General features: G+C 58.9%; 15 protein-coding genes. 6 read left to right on the forward strand and 9 right to left on the reverse strand.

The window, feature by feature from the left end; genetic code table 11:
- Positions 1 to 89: 89 nt before the first annotated feature.
- The 3 genes from def to EJD88_RS08940 form a co-directional block, all read right to left on the reverse strand.
- Complete coding sequence (def, locus tag EJD88_RS08930) at positions 90 to 629, reverse strand: peptide deformylase (protein ID WP_158877791.1); 540 nt, start codon at positions 627 to 629, stop codon at positions 90 to 92.
- Complete coding sequence (locus EJD88_RS08935; RefSeq protein WP_099585429.1) at positions 626 to 1,582, reverse strand: YihY/virulence factor BrkB family protein; 957 nt, start codon at positions 1,580 to 1,582, stop codon at positions 626 to 628. The genes def and EJD88_RS08935 overlap by 4 nt, the downstream gene beginning before the upstream one ends.
- 181 nt (positions 1,583 to 1,763) lie before the next feature.
- Positions 1,764 to 1,949, reverse strand: a complete 186-nt coding sequence (locus tag EJD88_RS08940; protein ID WP_099585430.1) for a CsbD family protein — start codon at positions 1,947 to 1,949, stop codon at positions 1,764 to 1,766.
- 199 nt (positions 1,950 to 2,148) lie between these two features.
- On the opposite strand from EJD88_RS08940, the gene EJD88_RS08945 reads away from it, so the two are divergent.
- On the forward strand, positions 2,149 to 2,526 hold the full coding sequence (locus tag EJD88_RS08945; RefSeq protein WP_099585431.1) for a hypothetical protein: 378 nt from the start codon (positions 2,149 to 2,151) through the stop codon (positions 2,524 to 2,526).
- Between the two features lie 129 nt (positions 2,527 to 2,655).
- Here EJD88_RS08945 and fadD1 read toward each other — a convergent pair whose 3' ends face one another.
- Both fadD1 and fadD2 read right to left on the reverse strand, forming a co-directional pair.
- Positions 2,656 to 4,347, reverse strand: coding sequence for a long-chain-fatty-acid--CoA ligase FadD1 (gene fadD1 / locus EJD88_RS08950; RefSeq protein ID WP_158877793.1), 1,692 nt, complete (start codon positions 4,345 to 4,347; stop codon positions 2,656 to 2,658).
- A 337-nt stretch (positions 4,348 to 4,684) separates the two neighbouring features.
- The gene (fadD2, locus tag EJD88_RS08955) at positions 4,685 to 6,373 is read right to left on the reverse strand and encodes a long-chain-fatty-acid--CoA ligase FadD2 (protein ID WP_099585433.1); all 1,689 of its coding nucleotides are present in this window, start codon (positions 6,371 to 6,373) and stop codon (positions 4,685 to 4,687) included.
- A gap of 211 nt (positions 6,374 to 6,584) precedes the next feature.
- Between fadD2 and EJD88_RS08960 the strand changes: the two genes are divergently transcribed.
- A complete protein-coding gene (locus EJD88_RS08960) occupies positions 6,585 to 7,529 on the forward strand; it encodes an alpha/beta hydrolase (RefSeq protein WP_099585434.1) in 945 nt (314 codons plus the stop codon).
- A gap of 69 nt (positions 7,530 to 7,598) precedes the next feature.
- Positions 7,599 to 8,069: a MaoC family dehydratase gene (locus tag EJD88_RS08965; protein WP_010208208.1), complete on the forward strand. Its 471-nt coding sequence runs from the start codon at positions 7,599 to 7,601 to the stop codon at positions 8,067 to 8,069.
- 71 nt (positions 8,070 to 8,140) lie between these two features.
- On the opposite strand, the gene EJD88_RS08970 is transcribed toward EJD88_RS08965, so the two are convergent.
- On the reverse strand, positions 8,141 to 8,608 hold the full coding sequence (locus EJD88_RS08970) for a PA2169 family four-helix-bundle protein (RefSeq protein WP_099585435.1): 468 nt from the start codon (positions 8,606 to 8,608) through the stop codon (positions 8,141 to 8,143).
- 208 nt (positions 8,609 to 8,816) lie between these two features.
- On the opposite strand from EJD88_RS08970, the gene EJD88_RS08975 reads away from it, so the two are divergent.
- Both EJD88_RS08975 and EJD88_RS08980 read left to right on the forward strand, forming a co-directional pair.
- On the forward strand, positions 8,817 to 9,053 hold the full coding sequence (locus tag EJD88_RS08975) for a DUF3820 family protein (RefSeq protein WP_099585436.1): 237 nt from the start codon (positions 8,817 to 8,819) through the stop codon (positions 9,051 to 9,053).
- 14 nt (positions 9,054 to 9,067) lie between these two features.
- Positions 9,068 to 10,243, forward strand: coding sequence for an aminotransferase class V-fold PLP-dependent enzyme (locus EJD88_RS08980; protein ID WP_158877795.1), 1,176 nt, complete (start codon positions 9,068 to 9,070; stop codon positions 10,241 to 10,243).
- Positions 10,244 to 10,350: 107 nt separating this feature from the next.
- On the opposite strand, the gene EJD88_RS08985 is transcribed toward EJD88_RS08980, so the two are convergent.
- The 3 genes from EJD88_RS08985 to zwf are packed head-to-tail and all read right to left on the reverse strand — an operon-like array spanning position 10,351 to position 13,200.
- On the reverse strand, positions 10,351 to 11,016 hold the full coding sequence (locus EJD88_RS08985) for a bifunctional 4-hydroxy-2-oxoglutarate aldolase/2-dehydro-3-deoxy-phosphogluconate aldolase (protein WP_099585438.1): 666 nt from the start codon (positions 11,014 to 11,016) through the stop codon (positions 10,351 to 10,353).
- Between the two features lie 17 nt (positions 11,017 to 11,033).
- Positions 11,034 to 11,747 carry a 6-phosphogluconolactonase gene (pgl, locus tag EJD88_RS08990; protein WP_158877797.1) on the reverse strand — a complete coding sequence of 238 codons (714 nt, stop codon included), beginning with the start codon at positions 11,745 to 11,747 and terminating at the stop codon, positions 11,034 to 11,036.
- Positions 11,734 to 13,200 (reverse strand): glucose-6-phosphate dehydrogenase, encoded by a 1,467-nt coding sequence (zwf, locus tag EJD88_RS08995; RefSeq protein WP_158877799.1) that lies wholly within the window; start codon positions 13,198 to 13,200, stop codon positions 11,734 to 11,736. The genes pgl and zwf overlap by 14 nt, the downstream gene beginning before the upstream one ends.
- A 219-nt stretch (positions 13,201 to 13,419) precedes the next feature.
- Between zwf and EJD88_RS09000 the strand changes: the two genes are divergently transcribed.
- Positions 13,420 to 14,280 (forward strand): MurR/RpiR family transcriptional regulator, encoded by an 861-nt coding sequence (locus EJD88_RS09000; RefSeq protein ID WP_169851198.1) that lies wholly within the window; start codon positions 13,420 to 13,422, stop codon positions 14,278 to 14,280.
- Positions 14,281 to 14,331: the final 51 nt, after the last annotated feature.

The raw sequence follows: 14,331 nt of genomic DNA on the forward strand, positions 1-14,331 counted from the left end.
AGAGTGTCAGCCGATGCATGAGGTGGCTGAAACACTGCCATCGGGGGCAAGCCCCCTCCCACATTTTTTGATTTCAGTGTGTCTGGGGGCTATTCGTCGGCTGTGGGGTCCATGTCGGGAAACATCACTTCGATAAACCCGAACTTGCTGAAGTCGGTAATCCGCGACGGATACAACCGGCCAATCAGGTGATCGCACTCGTGCTGCACCACCCGCGCATGAAAACCGTCGGCAATGCGCCCGATCGGCTCGCCCTTGGGATCGAAACCCTCGTAGCGGATCTGCTGGTAACGATCCACCGCACCGCGCAGGCCGGGTACCGACAAGCAACCTTCGTAACCCTCTTCCAGCACGGGGCTGAGGGGCGTGATCAACGGGTTGATCAGGATGGTCTGCGGCACCGGCGGCGCGTCCGGGTAACGTTCGCTGGCTTCGAAACCGAAGATCACCAATTGCAGGTCGACGCCAATCTGCGGCGCTGCCAGGCCTACGCCGCCGACGTGTTCCATGGTCTGGAACATGTCATCGATCAATTGCCACAGCTCTGGGCTGTCGAACATCTCCGGCGGGACCGGTGGCGCGATACGCAGCAGGCGCTCGTCGCCCATTTTCAGGATTTCACGGATCATTGATCAGGCTCAACGGGAGTGGGCTTGGAGTGGTCACGGCCGAGGCCAGAGACATGCTGTTTTTCATCGGTGTGGCCGGGTTCGTCGAACTCTTTTGCACCAGGATCCTTGCCCTCGGCCGACATGTGTTCGATCACCGCATTCATCTCCGCACCGAGCAGCAGCACAGCAGCGGAAATGTAGAAATAGAGCAGCAACACGATGATCGCACCGATACTGCCATACATGGCGTTGTAGTCGGCGAAGGTTTTGACGTAATAGCCAAAGCCCAGTGAGGCCACGATCCAGACCACCACCGCGAGTACCGAACCTGGGGTGATAAAGCGGAATTTCTGTTCGACGTCGGGCATCACGTAATACATCAGGGCCACGGCGAACATCAGCAAAATCACAATCAGCGGCCAGCGCAGAATGGTCCACAAGGTGACCACGAACTCCTGCATGCCGATCTGCCCCGCCACCCATTCCATCACTTGTGGGCCGAGCACCATCAAGGCAGCAGCGGCCAGCAGCATGCCGGCGATGCCCACGGTGTAGAAAATCGACAGCGGAAAACGCTTCCAGATCGGCCGGCCTTCCACCACGTCGTAGGCTGCGTTCATCGCACTCATCATCAGCCGCACGCCCGCCGAAGCAGTCCACAGCGCAATCACGATACCCACCGACAGCAGGCCGCCCTTGGATTGCTGCAACTGGTCAATCACCGGGTTGACCTGCTCCAGGGCCTGGGGCGGCAACACCAGTTCCGACTGAAGGCGCAGCCAGGTGAAAAAGTCGGGCAAGTGCAGGAAACCGATCAGGGCAATCAGGAACAGCAGGAAGGGAAACAGCGAGAACAGCATCTGGTAGGCCAGTGCCGAGGCGTAGGTGGGCATTTCGTCGTCGACGAATTCCTTGACGGTGCGTATCAGCACTTTGTGCAGCTTGAGACCATCGAGAACCGGAAAGATCATAGCGTCTCCTTTCGCCGCAAAAAGGTTAAGTTCGTGGGCGACTCAGGGGCCGTTTTCTACATCAAAGTAGCCCATTTGGCGACTTTGAAACAATTACGAAAGTTTAGTTGCATCGTCAGATACAAAAACGGCCATCCGTGGATGGCCGCCGGGCTGTAGGAACACAGCCAGTGACGCAGGCTTACTTGGTGGCTTTTTTTACCGCATCTTTGGTATCGCCGACCGCTTTCTGCACTTCGCCTTTCTTTTCCTGGATCACACCTTCCGCTTGCAGCTTGTCGTTGCCGGTGACTTTGCCGACGCCTTGCTTGATATTGCCGACCGCTTCGTTCGCCAAGCCTTTTGCCTTATCCGATGTGCTGCTCATGGTGTTTCTCCGAAAGAACAATCAAGGGTTTTGGTGATTACCTAGAGATTGACCCGGGGCCCTTCGGCAGAGTTTCAATTATTTTCGGCGGGCATTTCGTCGAAAGCGGCAGGTTTGGCTTTATGTTTGGGAGCCAACCCACGAGAATGCCCGGCACATTCAGGCTATAACGCTGGATAACAGATCCCGTAGGAAGGTTATGAAACTCAATAAAGCACAGGCCATTGCCCGCAGAAATACCGAACTGGGCGGTGCCGTACTCGGCGTCAACAACTGCCACTTCACCGACCTGGACCGCAAGCGCAATATCTGGTGGTTCGACCTGCCGCTGGGCCGCATTGCCGTCGGCCAGTACGAGTGGATCCACCTGTTGATGCACAACGCCGAGACTGACCAGTTGCTGCACCTGAAGGTGCCGACGGCGTTTCTGCGCGAGCACATCGAAGGGTTGGTGGTGCGCAATGCGGGCAAGCGCAAGCCGGAGATTACGTTGGAGCTGAGCGCAGACAAGGATTCGTTCTTGAAAGACGTGCGCCCATCAGGCGCTAACGTGAGCTTCGCGCATTTCGCGCTGTAAAACACGGTTAAACATGTGGGAGGGGGCTTGCCCCCGATGGCGGTGGGTCAGTCACAGTATGTGTTGACTGAACCAGTGCTATCGGGAGCAAGCCCCCTCCCACATTGGTCTGCATTTCAATTTGGCGGGTTATTTTTTAAGGCCCAGCTTCTTCAGTTCTTCATCACGCAACTCACGACGCAGGATCTTGCCCACGTTGGTGGTCGGCAATGCATCACGGAACTCCACCGCCTTGGGCACCTTGTAGGCAGTGACGTTGGCGCGCATGTGCTCCATCACCTGGTCCTTGGTGAGGGTGGCGCCCGGTTTGACCACGATGAAGAGCTTGATGATCTCCCCGGATTTTTCGTCCGGCACACCGATGGCCGCGCATTGCAGCACGCCCGGCAGGCCTGCCAGCACGTCTTCCAGCTCGTTGGGGTACACGTTGAAACCGGAGACCAGGATCATGTCCTTCTTGCGGTCGACAATGCGCATGTAGCCGTCCGGCTGGATGATCGCGATGTCGCCGGTCTTGAGCCAGCCTTCACTGTCGAGCATCTCGTCGGTGGCGTCCTGGCGCTGCCAGTAGCCCTTCATCACTTGCGGGCCCTTGACGCACAGCTCGCCGGTTTCACCCAGCGCCAACTCAGTGCCGTCGTCGGCAATGACTTTACACACGGTAGACGGCACCGGAATGCCAATGGTACCGATCTGGATATGCTGGATCGGGTTGACGGTGGCTACCGGGCTGGTTTCGGTCATGCCGTAACCTTCGCAGATGCCACAGCCGGTCACAGCCTTCCAACGTTCAGCGGCGGCCAGTTGCAGGGCCATGCCGCCCGACAGGGTGACTTTCAGCGCGGAGAAGTCCAGCTTGCGGAAGCCTTCGTTGTTGCACAGCGCCACGAACAACGTGTTCAGGCCGACAAAACCGCTGAACTTCCACTTCGACAACTCCTTGACCATAGCAGGCAGGTCGCGCGGGTTGCTGATCAGGATGTTGTGGTTGCCGATGAGCATCATCGCCATGCAATGAAAGGTGAAGGCATAGATGTGGTACAGCGGCAGCGGCGTGATCAGGATCTCGCAGCCTTCGTTGAGGTTGGAGCCCATCAGCGCCTTGCACTGCAACATGTTGGCGACGAGGTTGCGGTGGGTGAGCATCGCGCCCTTCGCCACGCCGGTGGTGCCGCCGGTGTATTGCAACACGGCCACGTCGCTGCTGGCCGGGCTGACGTCGCTGACCGGTTGACCGTGGCCCTTGGCGAGCACGTCGTTGAACTTGATCGCCTGAGGCAAGTGATACGCCGGGACCATTTTCTTCACGTACTTGATGACGCTGTTGACCAGCAGGCGCTTGAGCGGCGGCAACAGGTCGGCGACTTCGGTGACGATCACATGCTTGACGGCGGTCTTGGGCACGACCTTTTCCGCCAGGTGGGCCATGTTGGCCAGGCAGACCAGGGCCTTGGCACCGGAGTCGTTGAATTGGTGTTCCATTTCCCGCGCGGTGTACAGCGGGTTGGTGTTGACCACGATCAGGCCGGCGCGGATGGCGCCGAATACCGCGACCGGGTATTGCAGGACGTTGGGCAGTTGCACAGCGATTCGATCGCCGGGCTTCAAGTCGGTGTGTTGTTGCAGGTACGCGGCGAAGGCGCCGGACAGTTCGTACAATTCACCGTAGGTGATTGTCTTGCCCAGGTTGCTGAAGGCCGGTTTGTTGGCGAAGCGCTGGCAGGACTGCTTCAGTACCGCCTGAATATTCGGATACTCGTCTGGATTGATTTGTGCAGCAATCCCGGCGGGGTACTTATCCTTCCAAAAGTCTTCGTTCATGGAAGCCCACTCCTCAGCGACGTCAGCGACGCGAATTCATCATCGCATTTGATGCGATTATTATTGGTGTATGTTTTTTTAAGGTGAATCTGGCGCTTTCAAGCAGGCCTAGACGTCACAAAGCGCGCCGAGAGTAGCAGCTTTGCCAAGGGCCGACTAGAGCCTAAAGAGGGCTCGACAGTCATAAACATGACTGTCCTACAATATTTAGTCACACTTTAATCGTAGCTGAAATCCCCCGACAGAAGGCTCTGGAACAAGGCTTCCAGAACAACATTAAACAAATGTGGGAGGGGGCTTGCCCCCTCCCACATTTGAATTACATTTCAATTCAAGATCAGGCGATGTCGCGCAGCTCCCGCCGCAGGATCTTGCCCACCGGCGTCATCGGCAACGAATCGCGCAACACAATCTGCTTGGGCACCTTGTACCCCGTGAAGTTGGCCTTGCAGTAGGTCTTCAATTCTTCAAGGCTCACGCCTTCGGCCCGCGCCACCACAAACAGCTTCACGGCCTCCCCCGTGCGCTCGTCCGGTACGCCGATCACCGCACAGTTGGCTACCGCCGGGTGCGCCATCACCACGTCTTCGATTTCGTTGGGGTACACGTTGAAACCCGAGACGATGATCAGGTCTTTCTTGCGGTCGACAATACGTACAAAGCCGTCCTCATCAATCACCGCAATGTCGCCAGTCTTGAGCCAACCCTCAGCGTCCAGGGTCTCGGCGGTCGCAGCCGGCTGCTGCCAGTAACCCTTCATCACCTGCGGGCCCTTGATGCACAGCTCGCCGCGTTCGCCCAGCGGCAACTCGACGCCTTCATCATCAATCACTTTCATCGCGGTAGCCGGCACGGGGATGCCCACGGTGCCGAGGCGCGATTTGTTGCCATAAGGGTTGGTGCTGGCCACTGGCGAGGTTTCTGTCAGGCCGTAGCCTTCGCCAATGGTACAGCCGGTGATTTGCTGCCAGCGTTCGGCTGTGGCCTTGATCAGTGCCGTGCCACCGGAGTTGGTGAGTTTGAGGTGGGAGAAGTCCAGCGTCTTGAATTCCGGATGGTCCATCAACGCCACAAACAGTGTGTTAAGCCCCAGCAACCCGGTAAAGCGCCACTTTTTCAGCTCCTTGATAAACCCGCCGATGTCCCGTGGATTGGTGATCAGTACGTTGTGGTTACCCGTGACCATCATGCACATGCAGTTCGCGGTGAAGGCATAGATGTGGTACAGCGGCAGCGGCGCGATCATCACCTCCTGCCCTTCCTTGATCAACGGGTGGCCGTCGTCGCCAACCTGGGACATGCACGCACGGGCCTGCTGCATGTTCGCCACCAGGTTGCCATGGGTCAGCATCGCGCCCTTGGCCAGGCCGGTGGTGCCGCCGGTGTATTGCAGCACGGCGACGTCATCGAGGGTCACCGGATGACGCGTGATCCCCAGGCCGGCGCCCATGCGCAGCGCACGCTTGAACGACACCGCACGCGGCAGGCTGTAGGCCGGGACCATCTTCTTGACCTTGTCGACCACAGTGTTGACCAGCCAGCCTTTGGCGGCGGGCAGGAAGTCACCCATCCTGGCTTCGATCAGGTAGTCGATCTCGGTGTCGCTGCACACCTCCTGCACCCGCGCACCGAACAGGTTGAGGTAGACCAGCGCACGCACGCCGGCGTCCTTGAACTGGTGGCGCATCTCGCGCGGGGTGTACAGCGGGTTGGTGTTGACCACAATCAGCCCGGCGCGCAGGGCGCCGAACACGGCAATCGGGTAATGCAGCACGTTGGGCATCTGTACGGCGATGCGCTCGCCGGGCTTGAGGTCGGTGTGCTGTTGCAGGTAACCGGCGAACGCCGCACTCTGGCGCTCAAGCTCGGCGTAGGTCAGGGTGACGCCCATGTTGCTGAAGGCCGGACGGTCGGCGAAGGTCTTGCACGAGCGTTCGAAGACTTCGATCACCGACTTGTAGGCCGTGAGGTCGATATCATTGGGAACGCCCGCCGCGCGTTTGTCATTCCAGAAACCAGGTTGCATTATTCTTGTCCCCTTACCTGAGTGTGTCCGGCCGCTTAAAAAAAGCGGAGCTTTGGGGACGTTAGCAGCTATGACCAAACAGGCAAATACGCTAAATCGTGTCATTGATTGTATGAATCTTGCCGCTGATGCGTAGGCAGATACCCCGGCCCTCGGCAGATGAGCTATACACTGCAACGACCCCGAGCAGACCTTGAAGAAAGGAAGCGCCATGAACCACAGCACCTTCTGGCTGACCGCGAATGACCGCAGTCGCCTGTACGTCAATCAGTGGATGCCTGAAGGCCCGGTTCACGCCGTGGTCATGCTGTCCCACGGCATGGCTGAGCACAGCGGGCGTTATGCGCGGCTGGCCGAAGCGTTATGTGGCGCTGGCTATGGCGTGTATGCACCGGACCAGCGTGGCCACGGCCGCACCGCCGACGAAGGCACCTTGGGGCTCTACGCCGAAAAGGATGGCTGGAACAAAGTAGTGGGCGACCTGGCCAGCCTCAATCAGCACATCGGCCAGCAGCAACCGGGGCTGCCGATCATCCTGCTGGGCCACAGCATGGGCAGCTATATAGCCCAGGCCTACCTGCTGCATCACAGCGCCAGCCTGCACGGGGCGATTCTCAGTGGTTCGAATTTCCAGCCGGTGGCGCTGTACCGCGCCGCACGGGTGATCGCGCGGGCCGAGCGTTTGCGCCAGGGTGCGCGCGGGCGCAGTGCGTTGATCGAGTTCCTGTCATTTGGCTCGTTCAACAAAGCATTCAAGCCCAACCGCACGGCGTTCGACTGGCTCAGCCGTGACCCGGCTGAAGTGGACAAGTACATCAACGATCCACTGTGCGGCTTCCGGTGTACCAACCAACTGTGGATCGACCTGCTGGGCGGCTTGCAGCAAATCAGCAAAGCGTCCAATCTCGTCCAGATCGATCCGGGGCTGCCGATCCTGGTGATGGGCGGCGAATGTGATCCGGTGAGTGAGGGCAAGCGTCTCAAAAGCCTGGCCCATGCGCTACGTGAGGCCGGCTGTCAGCATCTGCAACTGAATATCTACCCGCAGGCGCGTCACGAAGTGTTCAACGAAACCAACCGCGATGCCGTTATCGCGGATGTACTGACGTGGCTCGACCAGGCCCTGACCTTGCGCAGGCCGGCTCACTGCGAATAACTTTTCTTTTAAAATCAGCCGTTTAAAATCGGCCGATAATTACCGATTAGCCACAGGATGCACCTTTAGATGACACAGGTAACCAACACCCCGTACGAAGCCCTGGAAGTCGGCCAGACCGCCAGCTACAGCAAACTTGTAGAAGAGCGCGATATCCAGCTGTTCGCCGCCATGTCCGGCGACCACAACCCGGTGCACCTGGACGCCGAATACGCCAAGGCGACCATGTTCAAGGAGCGTATCGCCCACGGCATGTTCAGCGGTGCGCTGATCAGCGCGGCGGTGGCCTGCGAGCTGCCTGGGCCGGGCACTATCTATATTGGCCAGCAGATGAGCTTTCAGAAGCCGGTCAAGATCGGCGACACACTGACGGTGCGCCTGGAAATCCTTGAAAAACTGCCGAAATTCCGCGTGCGTATTGCCACTCGCGTGTTCAACCAGCGCGATGAGCTGGTGGTGGATGGCGAAGCCGAGATTCTCGCCCCGCGTAAGCAACAGGTTGTAACGTTGACCGAGCTGCCGCCAATCAGCATCGGCTGACTCAAGGCCGACACAACACAAATGTGGGAGGGGGCTTTCCCCCCTCCCACATTTTTTTTACCGCATTTGGCTTACGACTGAGCGCGAGCCTGGTTACGCAGGGCTTTCACCTGGTCGTGGTTGCGCTGTACGCCATGGTACTGACGCTCAACCAGGTCACGGATGCCCAGCAGGTTGTGCTTGTTGATCTTCTCGATCGCTTCCTTGTAAGCCTTGAGTGCGTGATCTTCACCGCGCTCGGCTTCGTTCAGCACAGCCTCTTCATCTTTACCGGTGAGCATCGACTTCACATCGACCCAACCACGATGCAGCGCGCCGGCCATGCTGCCGGAGTCTTCCGGATCACCGCCCAGTGCACGTACGGCGGTTTTCAGCTCGGCGGCAGCGGTTGCGCAATCAGCGGAACGCTTGGCAAACAGCGCCTTGAGTTCTGGGTGCTTGATGTCTTCTGCGCATTCTTTGAAACCTTTCTGGCCGTCGATGCTGGTCTCGATCAGGTCGTTGAGTACGGAGATCGATTCTTTATTGATGTCAGTCATTTTTCAATTCCTCAGGCAGGTTACGAAGGGTTGTCTTAATGATTGCAGCGCTCGTGCCAGGTTTTGAAAAACAGTTTTTATGTTTAATTTCAACAACTTAAAAATATTTGAACCATCTGTATGTACGTTATTTGCATGATCTGTCATTTGGCCTTCATGCAGAATGCCTGTATTTTCCGAAGTCTCGACTCACGCCACTGAATTCCCCATGAACCCCGAAAAACTCGAATTGCTGATCACCCGCGAAATGCCCTTCGGCAAATACAAGGGCCGGATCATCGCCGACCTGCCGGGCCCTTACCTGAATTGGTTTGCCCGTGAGGGTTTCCCCCACGGCGAGCTGGGCGGTTTGCTGGCCTTGATGCAGGAAATCGACCACAACGGTTTGTCGGAACTGCTCGACCCCTTGCGCGCCAAGCACGGCAAGCCTGCCCCGCGTCATTAATCAGGAGCGCCGCCATGCCACGCAATGCTGACAACGAACTGCACTGGCAGGCCATCGCCCAGCGCTACGACCTGGAACCGGGTCCGATCAATATGGAAAACGGCTACTTCGGGCGCATGAGCCGTGCAGTCCAGGCGCAGTACCTGGACCACGTGGCGTTTATCAACCGCAGCAATTCGTTGCACGTGCGCCAGCGCTTCGAACAAGGCGAAAACGTCGAGATCCGCCGCCAATTGGCCGAGTTGATCGATGTGGACCCGGAGTCGGTCGCCTTCACCCGCAACGCCACCGAAGCCTTGCAGTCGCTGATTCGCAACTACAACCGCCTGCAACCGGGCGACCAAGTGCTGATCAGTGATCTGGAGTACGACACCGTCAAGGGCGCCATGCGCTGGTTGGCCGGGGTTCGCGGTGTCGAGGTGATTGAGCTTTCCCACACGCACCCGGCCAGTTTCGACAACCTGTTGCAGACCTATCGCACCGCCTTCGCTGAGTACCCGCGTATAAAGCTGATGGCGCTGACCCACGTCACCCACCGCACAGGCCTGGTGATGCCCATTGCAGCCATCGCCGAGGCGGCGCGTGAACAGGGTATCGACGTGATTCTCGACGGCGCCCATGCCCTGGGCCAGATCGACTTCAACCTCGCCGAGCTGGGCATCCAGTTCGCTGGCTTTAACCTGCATAAATGGATCGGCGCGCCGCTGACCCTGGGTTTTCTGTACATCGCCCCGGAACGCCTCGCAGATATCGACCCGGACATGGGTGAGTTCCACTACCCCATCACGGACGTGCGCGCACGCACGTCCTACAGCACGCCAAACTTTCCGGCCTTGATGACCTTGCCACTGGTGTTTGAAGAACATCAGGCATTGGGGGGCGCGGCGGCCAAAGGTGCGCGGGTCAATTACCTGCGCGATCTGTGGGTAAGCCAGGTGCGCCCCCTCAAAGGCATTGAGGTGCTGACTTCGGATGATCCACGGCTGTATTGCGGGATTACCGCGCTCAAATTCAGCGGGCGTGACCAGCAGGTGATGGTGGATCGGTTGCTCAAGGATTACGGCCTGTTCACCACCACGCGCACCGGGGCGGCGTTTGGTACGTGCATCCGGGTGACGCCGGGGTTGCTCACATCAAAGGCGGACATTGATGTGCTGGTCAACGCCATTACCGAACTGAGCACAGACTGAAAATGTGGTGGCCTCACGGTTTTTTGCAGGCAAAAAAAAGCGGTACACCGACCAAGTGCACCGCAAAAATGCCGTTAAGCACAGCAACAACGATTCGGTAAATCAGATCAATCCAGCAGCGCCAGCGCCTCGGCGGTGACTTCCTGGATGCGGGCCCAGTCGCCGTTCTTGATCCACTCAGGATCAAGCATCCAGCTACCGCCCACGCACATCACGTTTTTCAACGCCATGTAGTTTTTGATGTTGGCCGGGCCGACGCCGCCGGTCGGGCAGAATTTCACTTCGCCGAACGGGCCGCCCAGGGCCTTGATGGCCGCCACGCCGCCGCTGACTTCCGCCGGGAACAGCTTGAAGCGGCGATAACCCAGGCCATAGCCTTCCATGATGCCCGAGGCATTGCTGATGCCCGGCAACAGCGGGATCGGGCTGTGCACCGAGGCTTCCAGCAGGTCGCGGGTAATGCCGGGGGTGACGATAAATTGCGAGCCGGCAACCTCGGCTGCTTCGAGCATGTGACGGTCGAGCACGGTGCCGGCACCGGTGCACAGTTCAGGGCGCTGCTCGCGCAGCACCTGAATGGCCTTGAGGCCGAACTCGGAACGCAGGGTCACTTCCAATGCGGTCAAACCACCGGCTGCCAGGGCATCGGCCAACGGCAGGATGTCCTGTTCGCGGGCGATGGTGATCACCGGCAGGATCCGCGCCTTGGCGCAGAGGCTGTCGATCAAGGCAACTTTATCCGCCATGGACACGGTCGGTTGAGGGCTTTTCATAGCGGCTGATCCTTGGCTCATGGGCACCAGTAAATCTCTAATGTAGGTTGCAAAAACGCGCGAATCGGCATGGCAGCAACGTCGTCACTGGCCAGGGCGGCGCTCAAGGTGGTCAATTTCGAACTGCCGGAAATCGACAGCACGGTGTAGTTGGCCGTGGCCAGCAGCGCACGACTCATGGTCAGGCGCTGGTGTGGCACGGTTGGCGCAAGCATCGGCCAGCAACGGCGGGTGCCGTCGGCCTGCAACGCTTGGGCAAGGTTCGGGCTGTTGGGAAACAGCGAGGCAGTGTGGCCGTCATCGCCCATGCCCAGTACCAGCACGTCAATTGCCGGCAATTCGGCCAGCAGGCGATCGGCCTGCTCGGCAGCGTCTTCGAGATTGGCGGCGGCGCTGTACAGGCTGAGGAACCTGGCCTTGGCCGCAGGACCTTGCAACAGGTGCTGTTTCAACAGGCCAGCATTGCTGTCGGCATGTTCCACTGGCACCCAGCGCTCGTCGGCGAGGGTGATGGTGACGTTGGACCAGTCCAGGCCTTGCTTGGCCAGGTGCTGGAAAAACGCCACGGGGCTGCGGCCACCGGATACCACCAACGTTGCTTCGCCACGGGCACTGATGGCCGCGCGCAGTTGTTCGGCTACATCCAGGGCCAGGCCTTCGGCCAACAGCACCGGGGTGCGGTACTCGTGGGCCGTTACGCCCCGAGGCAGTTTCAATTCAGATATCGCCATACCACGACCTCCCATCCCGCGTGATCAGTGCAATGGAGCTCATCGGCCCCCAGGAACCCGCCGCGTACGGCTTGGGCGCATCACCGGATTTTTTCCACCCGGCGATCAACTGGTCACACCACTTCCACGCGGCTTCGATTTCATCTTTACGGACAAACAGGTTCTGATTGCCGCGCATCACTTCCAACAGCAACCGCTCGTAGGCATCGGGGATGCGTGCGCTGCGATAGGTGTCGGAAAAATTCAGTTGCAGCGGCCCGCTGCGCAGTTGCATGCCCTTGTCCAGGCCCTGCTCCTTGGTCATCACACGCAAGGAAATCCCTTCGTCCGGCTGCAGGCGGATGATCAGCTTGTTGCTGATCTGCAAGCGCTGCTCGGGGGCGAAGATGTAGTGGGACGGTTCCTTGAAGTGGATAACGATCTGCGACAACTTTTGCGGCATGCGTTTGCCGGTACGCAGGTAGAACGGCACCCCGGCCCAACGCCAGTTGCGGATATCGGCACGCAGCGCGACGAAAGTCTCCGTGTCGCTCTGGGTGTTGGAGTTGTCTTCTTCCAGGTAACCCGGCACAGCCTTGCCGGCGCTGTAACCGGCGATGTATTGGCCACGTACCACTTGGGTAGTCAGCCCATCCGGGCTGATCGGCGCCAGGGCCTTGAGCACCTTGACCTTCTCGTCGCGAATGCTGTCGGCGGACAGGTCGGCCGGCGGGTCCATGGCGATCAGGCACAGCAACTGCAGCAAGTGATTCTGGATCATGTCCCGCAGTTGGCCGGCCTTGTCGAAATAGCCCCAACGGCCTTCGATACCCACCTGCTCGGCCACGGTGATTTCCACGTGGGAGATGTAGTGCTGGTTCCACTGGGTTTCGAACAGGCTGTTGGCGAAACGCAGGGCGATCAGGTTCTGGACGGTCTCTTTGCCCAGGTAGTGGTCGATGCGGTAGGTGCGGTTTTCCGGGAAAAACTGCGCCACGGCGTCGTTGACCTTGCGCGAGGACTCCAGGTCCGAACCGATGGGTTTTTCCAGCACCACGCGGGTGTTTTCGGCCAGGCCGACCTTGGACAGGTTCTCGCAGATCGCGCCATACACCGCCGCCGGCGTGGCGAAATAGGCGATCAGGCATTGCTCGGTGCCGGCCAGTTCAGCCAGGGCCACGTAGTCGTCGGCCTTCATGAAGTCGACGTGGACATAGGTCAGGCGCGCCAGGAAACGTTGGGCGATGCTTTCGTCCAATTCCTTGCCGACGTACTTGCGCAGTTCTTTTTCGATATGGGCCAGGTGCTGTTGCTCGGAACCGGCTTCACGGGCCAGGGCCAGGATGCGCGTGTCGTCGTGCAGCAGCCCGGCGCCATCAAGTTGATAGAGGGCAGGAAATAACTTGCGCAGCGCCAGATCACCCAAGGCGCCAAAGAGGGCAAAGGTGCAGGGTTCTACGGTTATCGAAGGCATGATGTTTGTTCTTTTATCAAGTTAAGCTACAAATACCTTTTTTCAAGGCATCACTCAAGGAAAAATGTAGTAATAACCACAACATTTTCCCGAAATACGCATTCCGAGTGGTGGTGTTCAGCTACCCTCAGTAGGATAGGCCACCGCGAAATGCCACTCGTCGATTGGCTACCGCCCTTTATTTGCATCGTCGCCCGAAGGAAAGACTGAATGGACCGCGTGCGAAATCTTCTGGAACAGATCCGGAACCGCCTCGAAGAATTAAACAAGGCCGAGAAAAAAGTCGCCGAGGTCATCCTGCTCAACCCGCAGCAGGCGACCCGCTTCTCTATCGCCGCCCTTGCCCAGGCCGCTTCGGTCAGTGAACCGACGGTCAACCGTTTCTGCCGTTCATTCGGCGTCAGCGGTTACCCTGAACTTAAATTGCAGCTGGCGCAAAGCCTGGCCAGCGGCGCGGCGTATGTCAGCCGCGCAGTGGAAGCCGATGATAACCCCGAGGCCTACACCCAGAAGATCTTTGGCAGCGCCATCGCCTCCCTGGACAGCGCCTGCCAGGCCCTGGACCCGAACCTGATCAGCAAGGCCGTAGACCTGTTGATCCAGGCGCGGCAGATCCACTTCTTCGGCCTGGGCGCCTCGGCGCCGGTGGCCATGGATGCGCTGCACAAATTCTTCCGCTTCAACCTGTCAGTGACCGCCCATGCCGACGTGCTGATGCAACGCATGATCGCCTCGGTGGCGCATACGGGCGAGCTGTTCGTGATTATTTCCTACACCGGGCGTACCCGCGAGCTGGTGGAAGTGGCGCGTATTGCGCGGGAAAACGGTGCGTCAGTACTGGGTGTCACCGCAGAGAACTCACCGCTGGCCAAGGCCAGCACCGTGAGTTTGAACATTCCGCTGCCGGAAGACACCGACATCTACATGCCGATGACCTCGCGGATCATCCAATTGACGGTGCTGGATGTGCTGGCGACCGGCATGACCTTGCGCCGAGGCGTGGATTTCCAGCCGCATTTGCGCAAGATCAAAGAGAGCTTGAATGACAGCCGGTATCCGGTGGGGGATGAGTTTAACTAAGCCAGCATGTGTGTTGGCTTTACTGGCCCTATCGGGGGCAAGCCCCCTCCC

It is taken from the genome of Pseudomonas sp. PB105 (assembly GCF_009764655.1).
Taxonomy (GTDB): Bacteria; Pseudomonadota; Gammaproteobacteria; order Pseudomonadales; family Pseudomonadaceae; genus Aquipseudomonas; species Aquipseudomonas cyclaminis.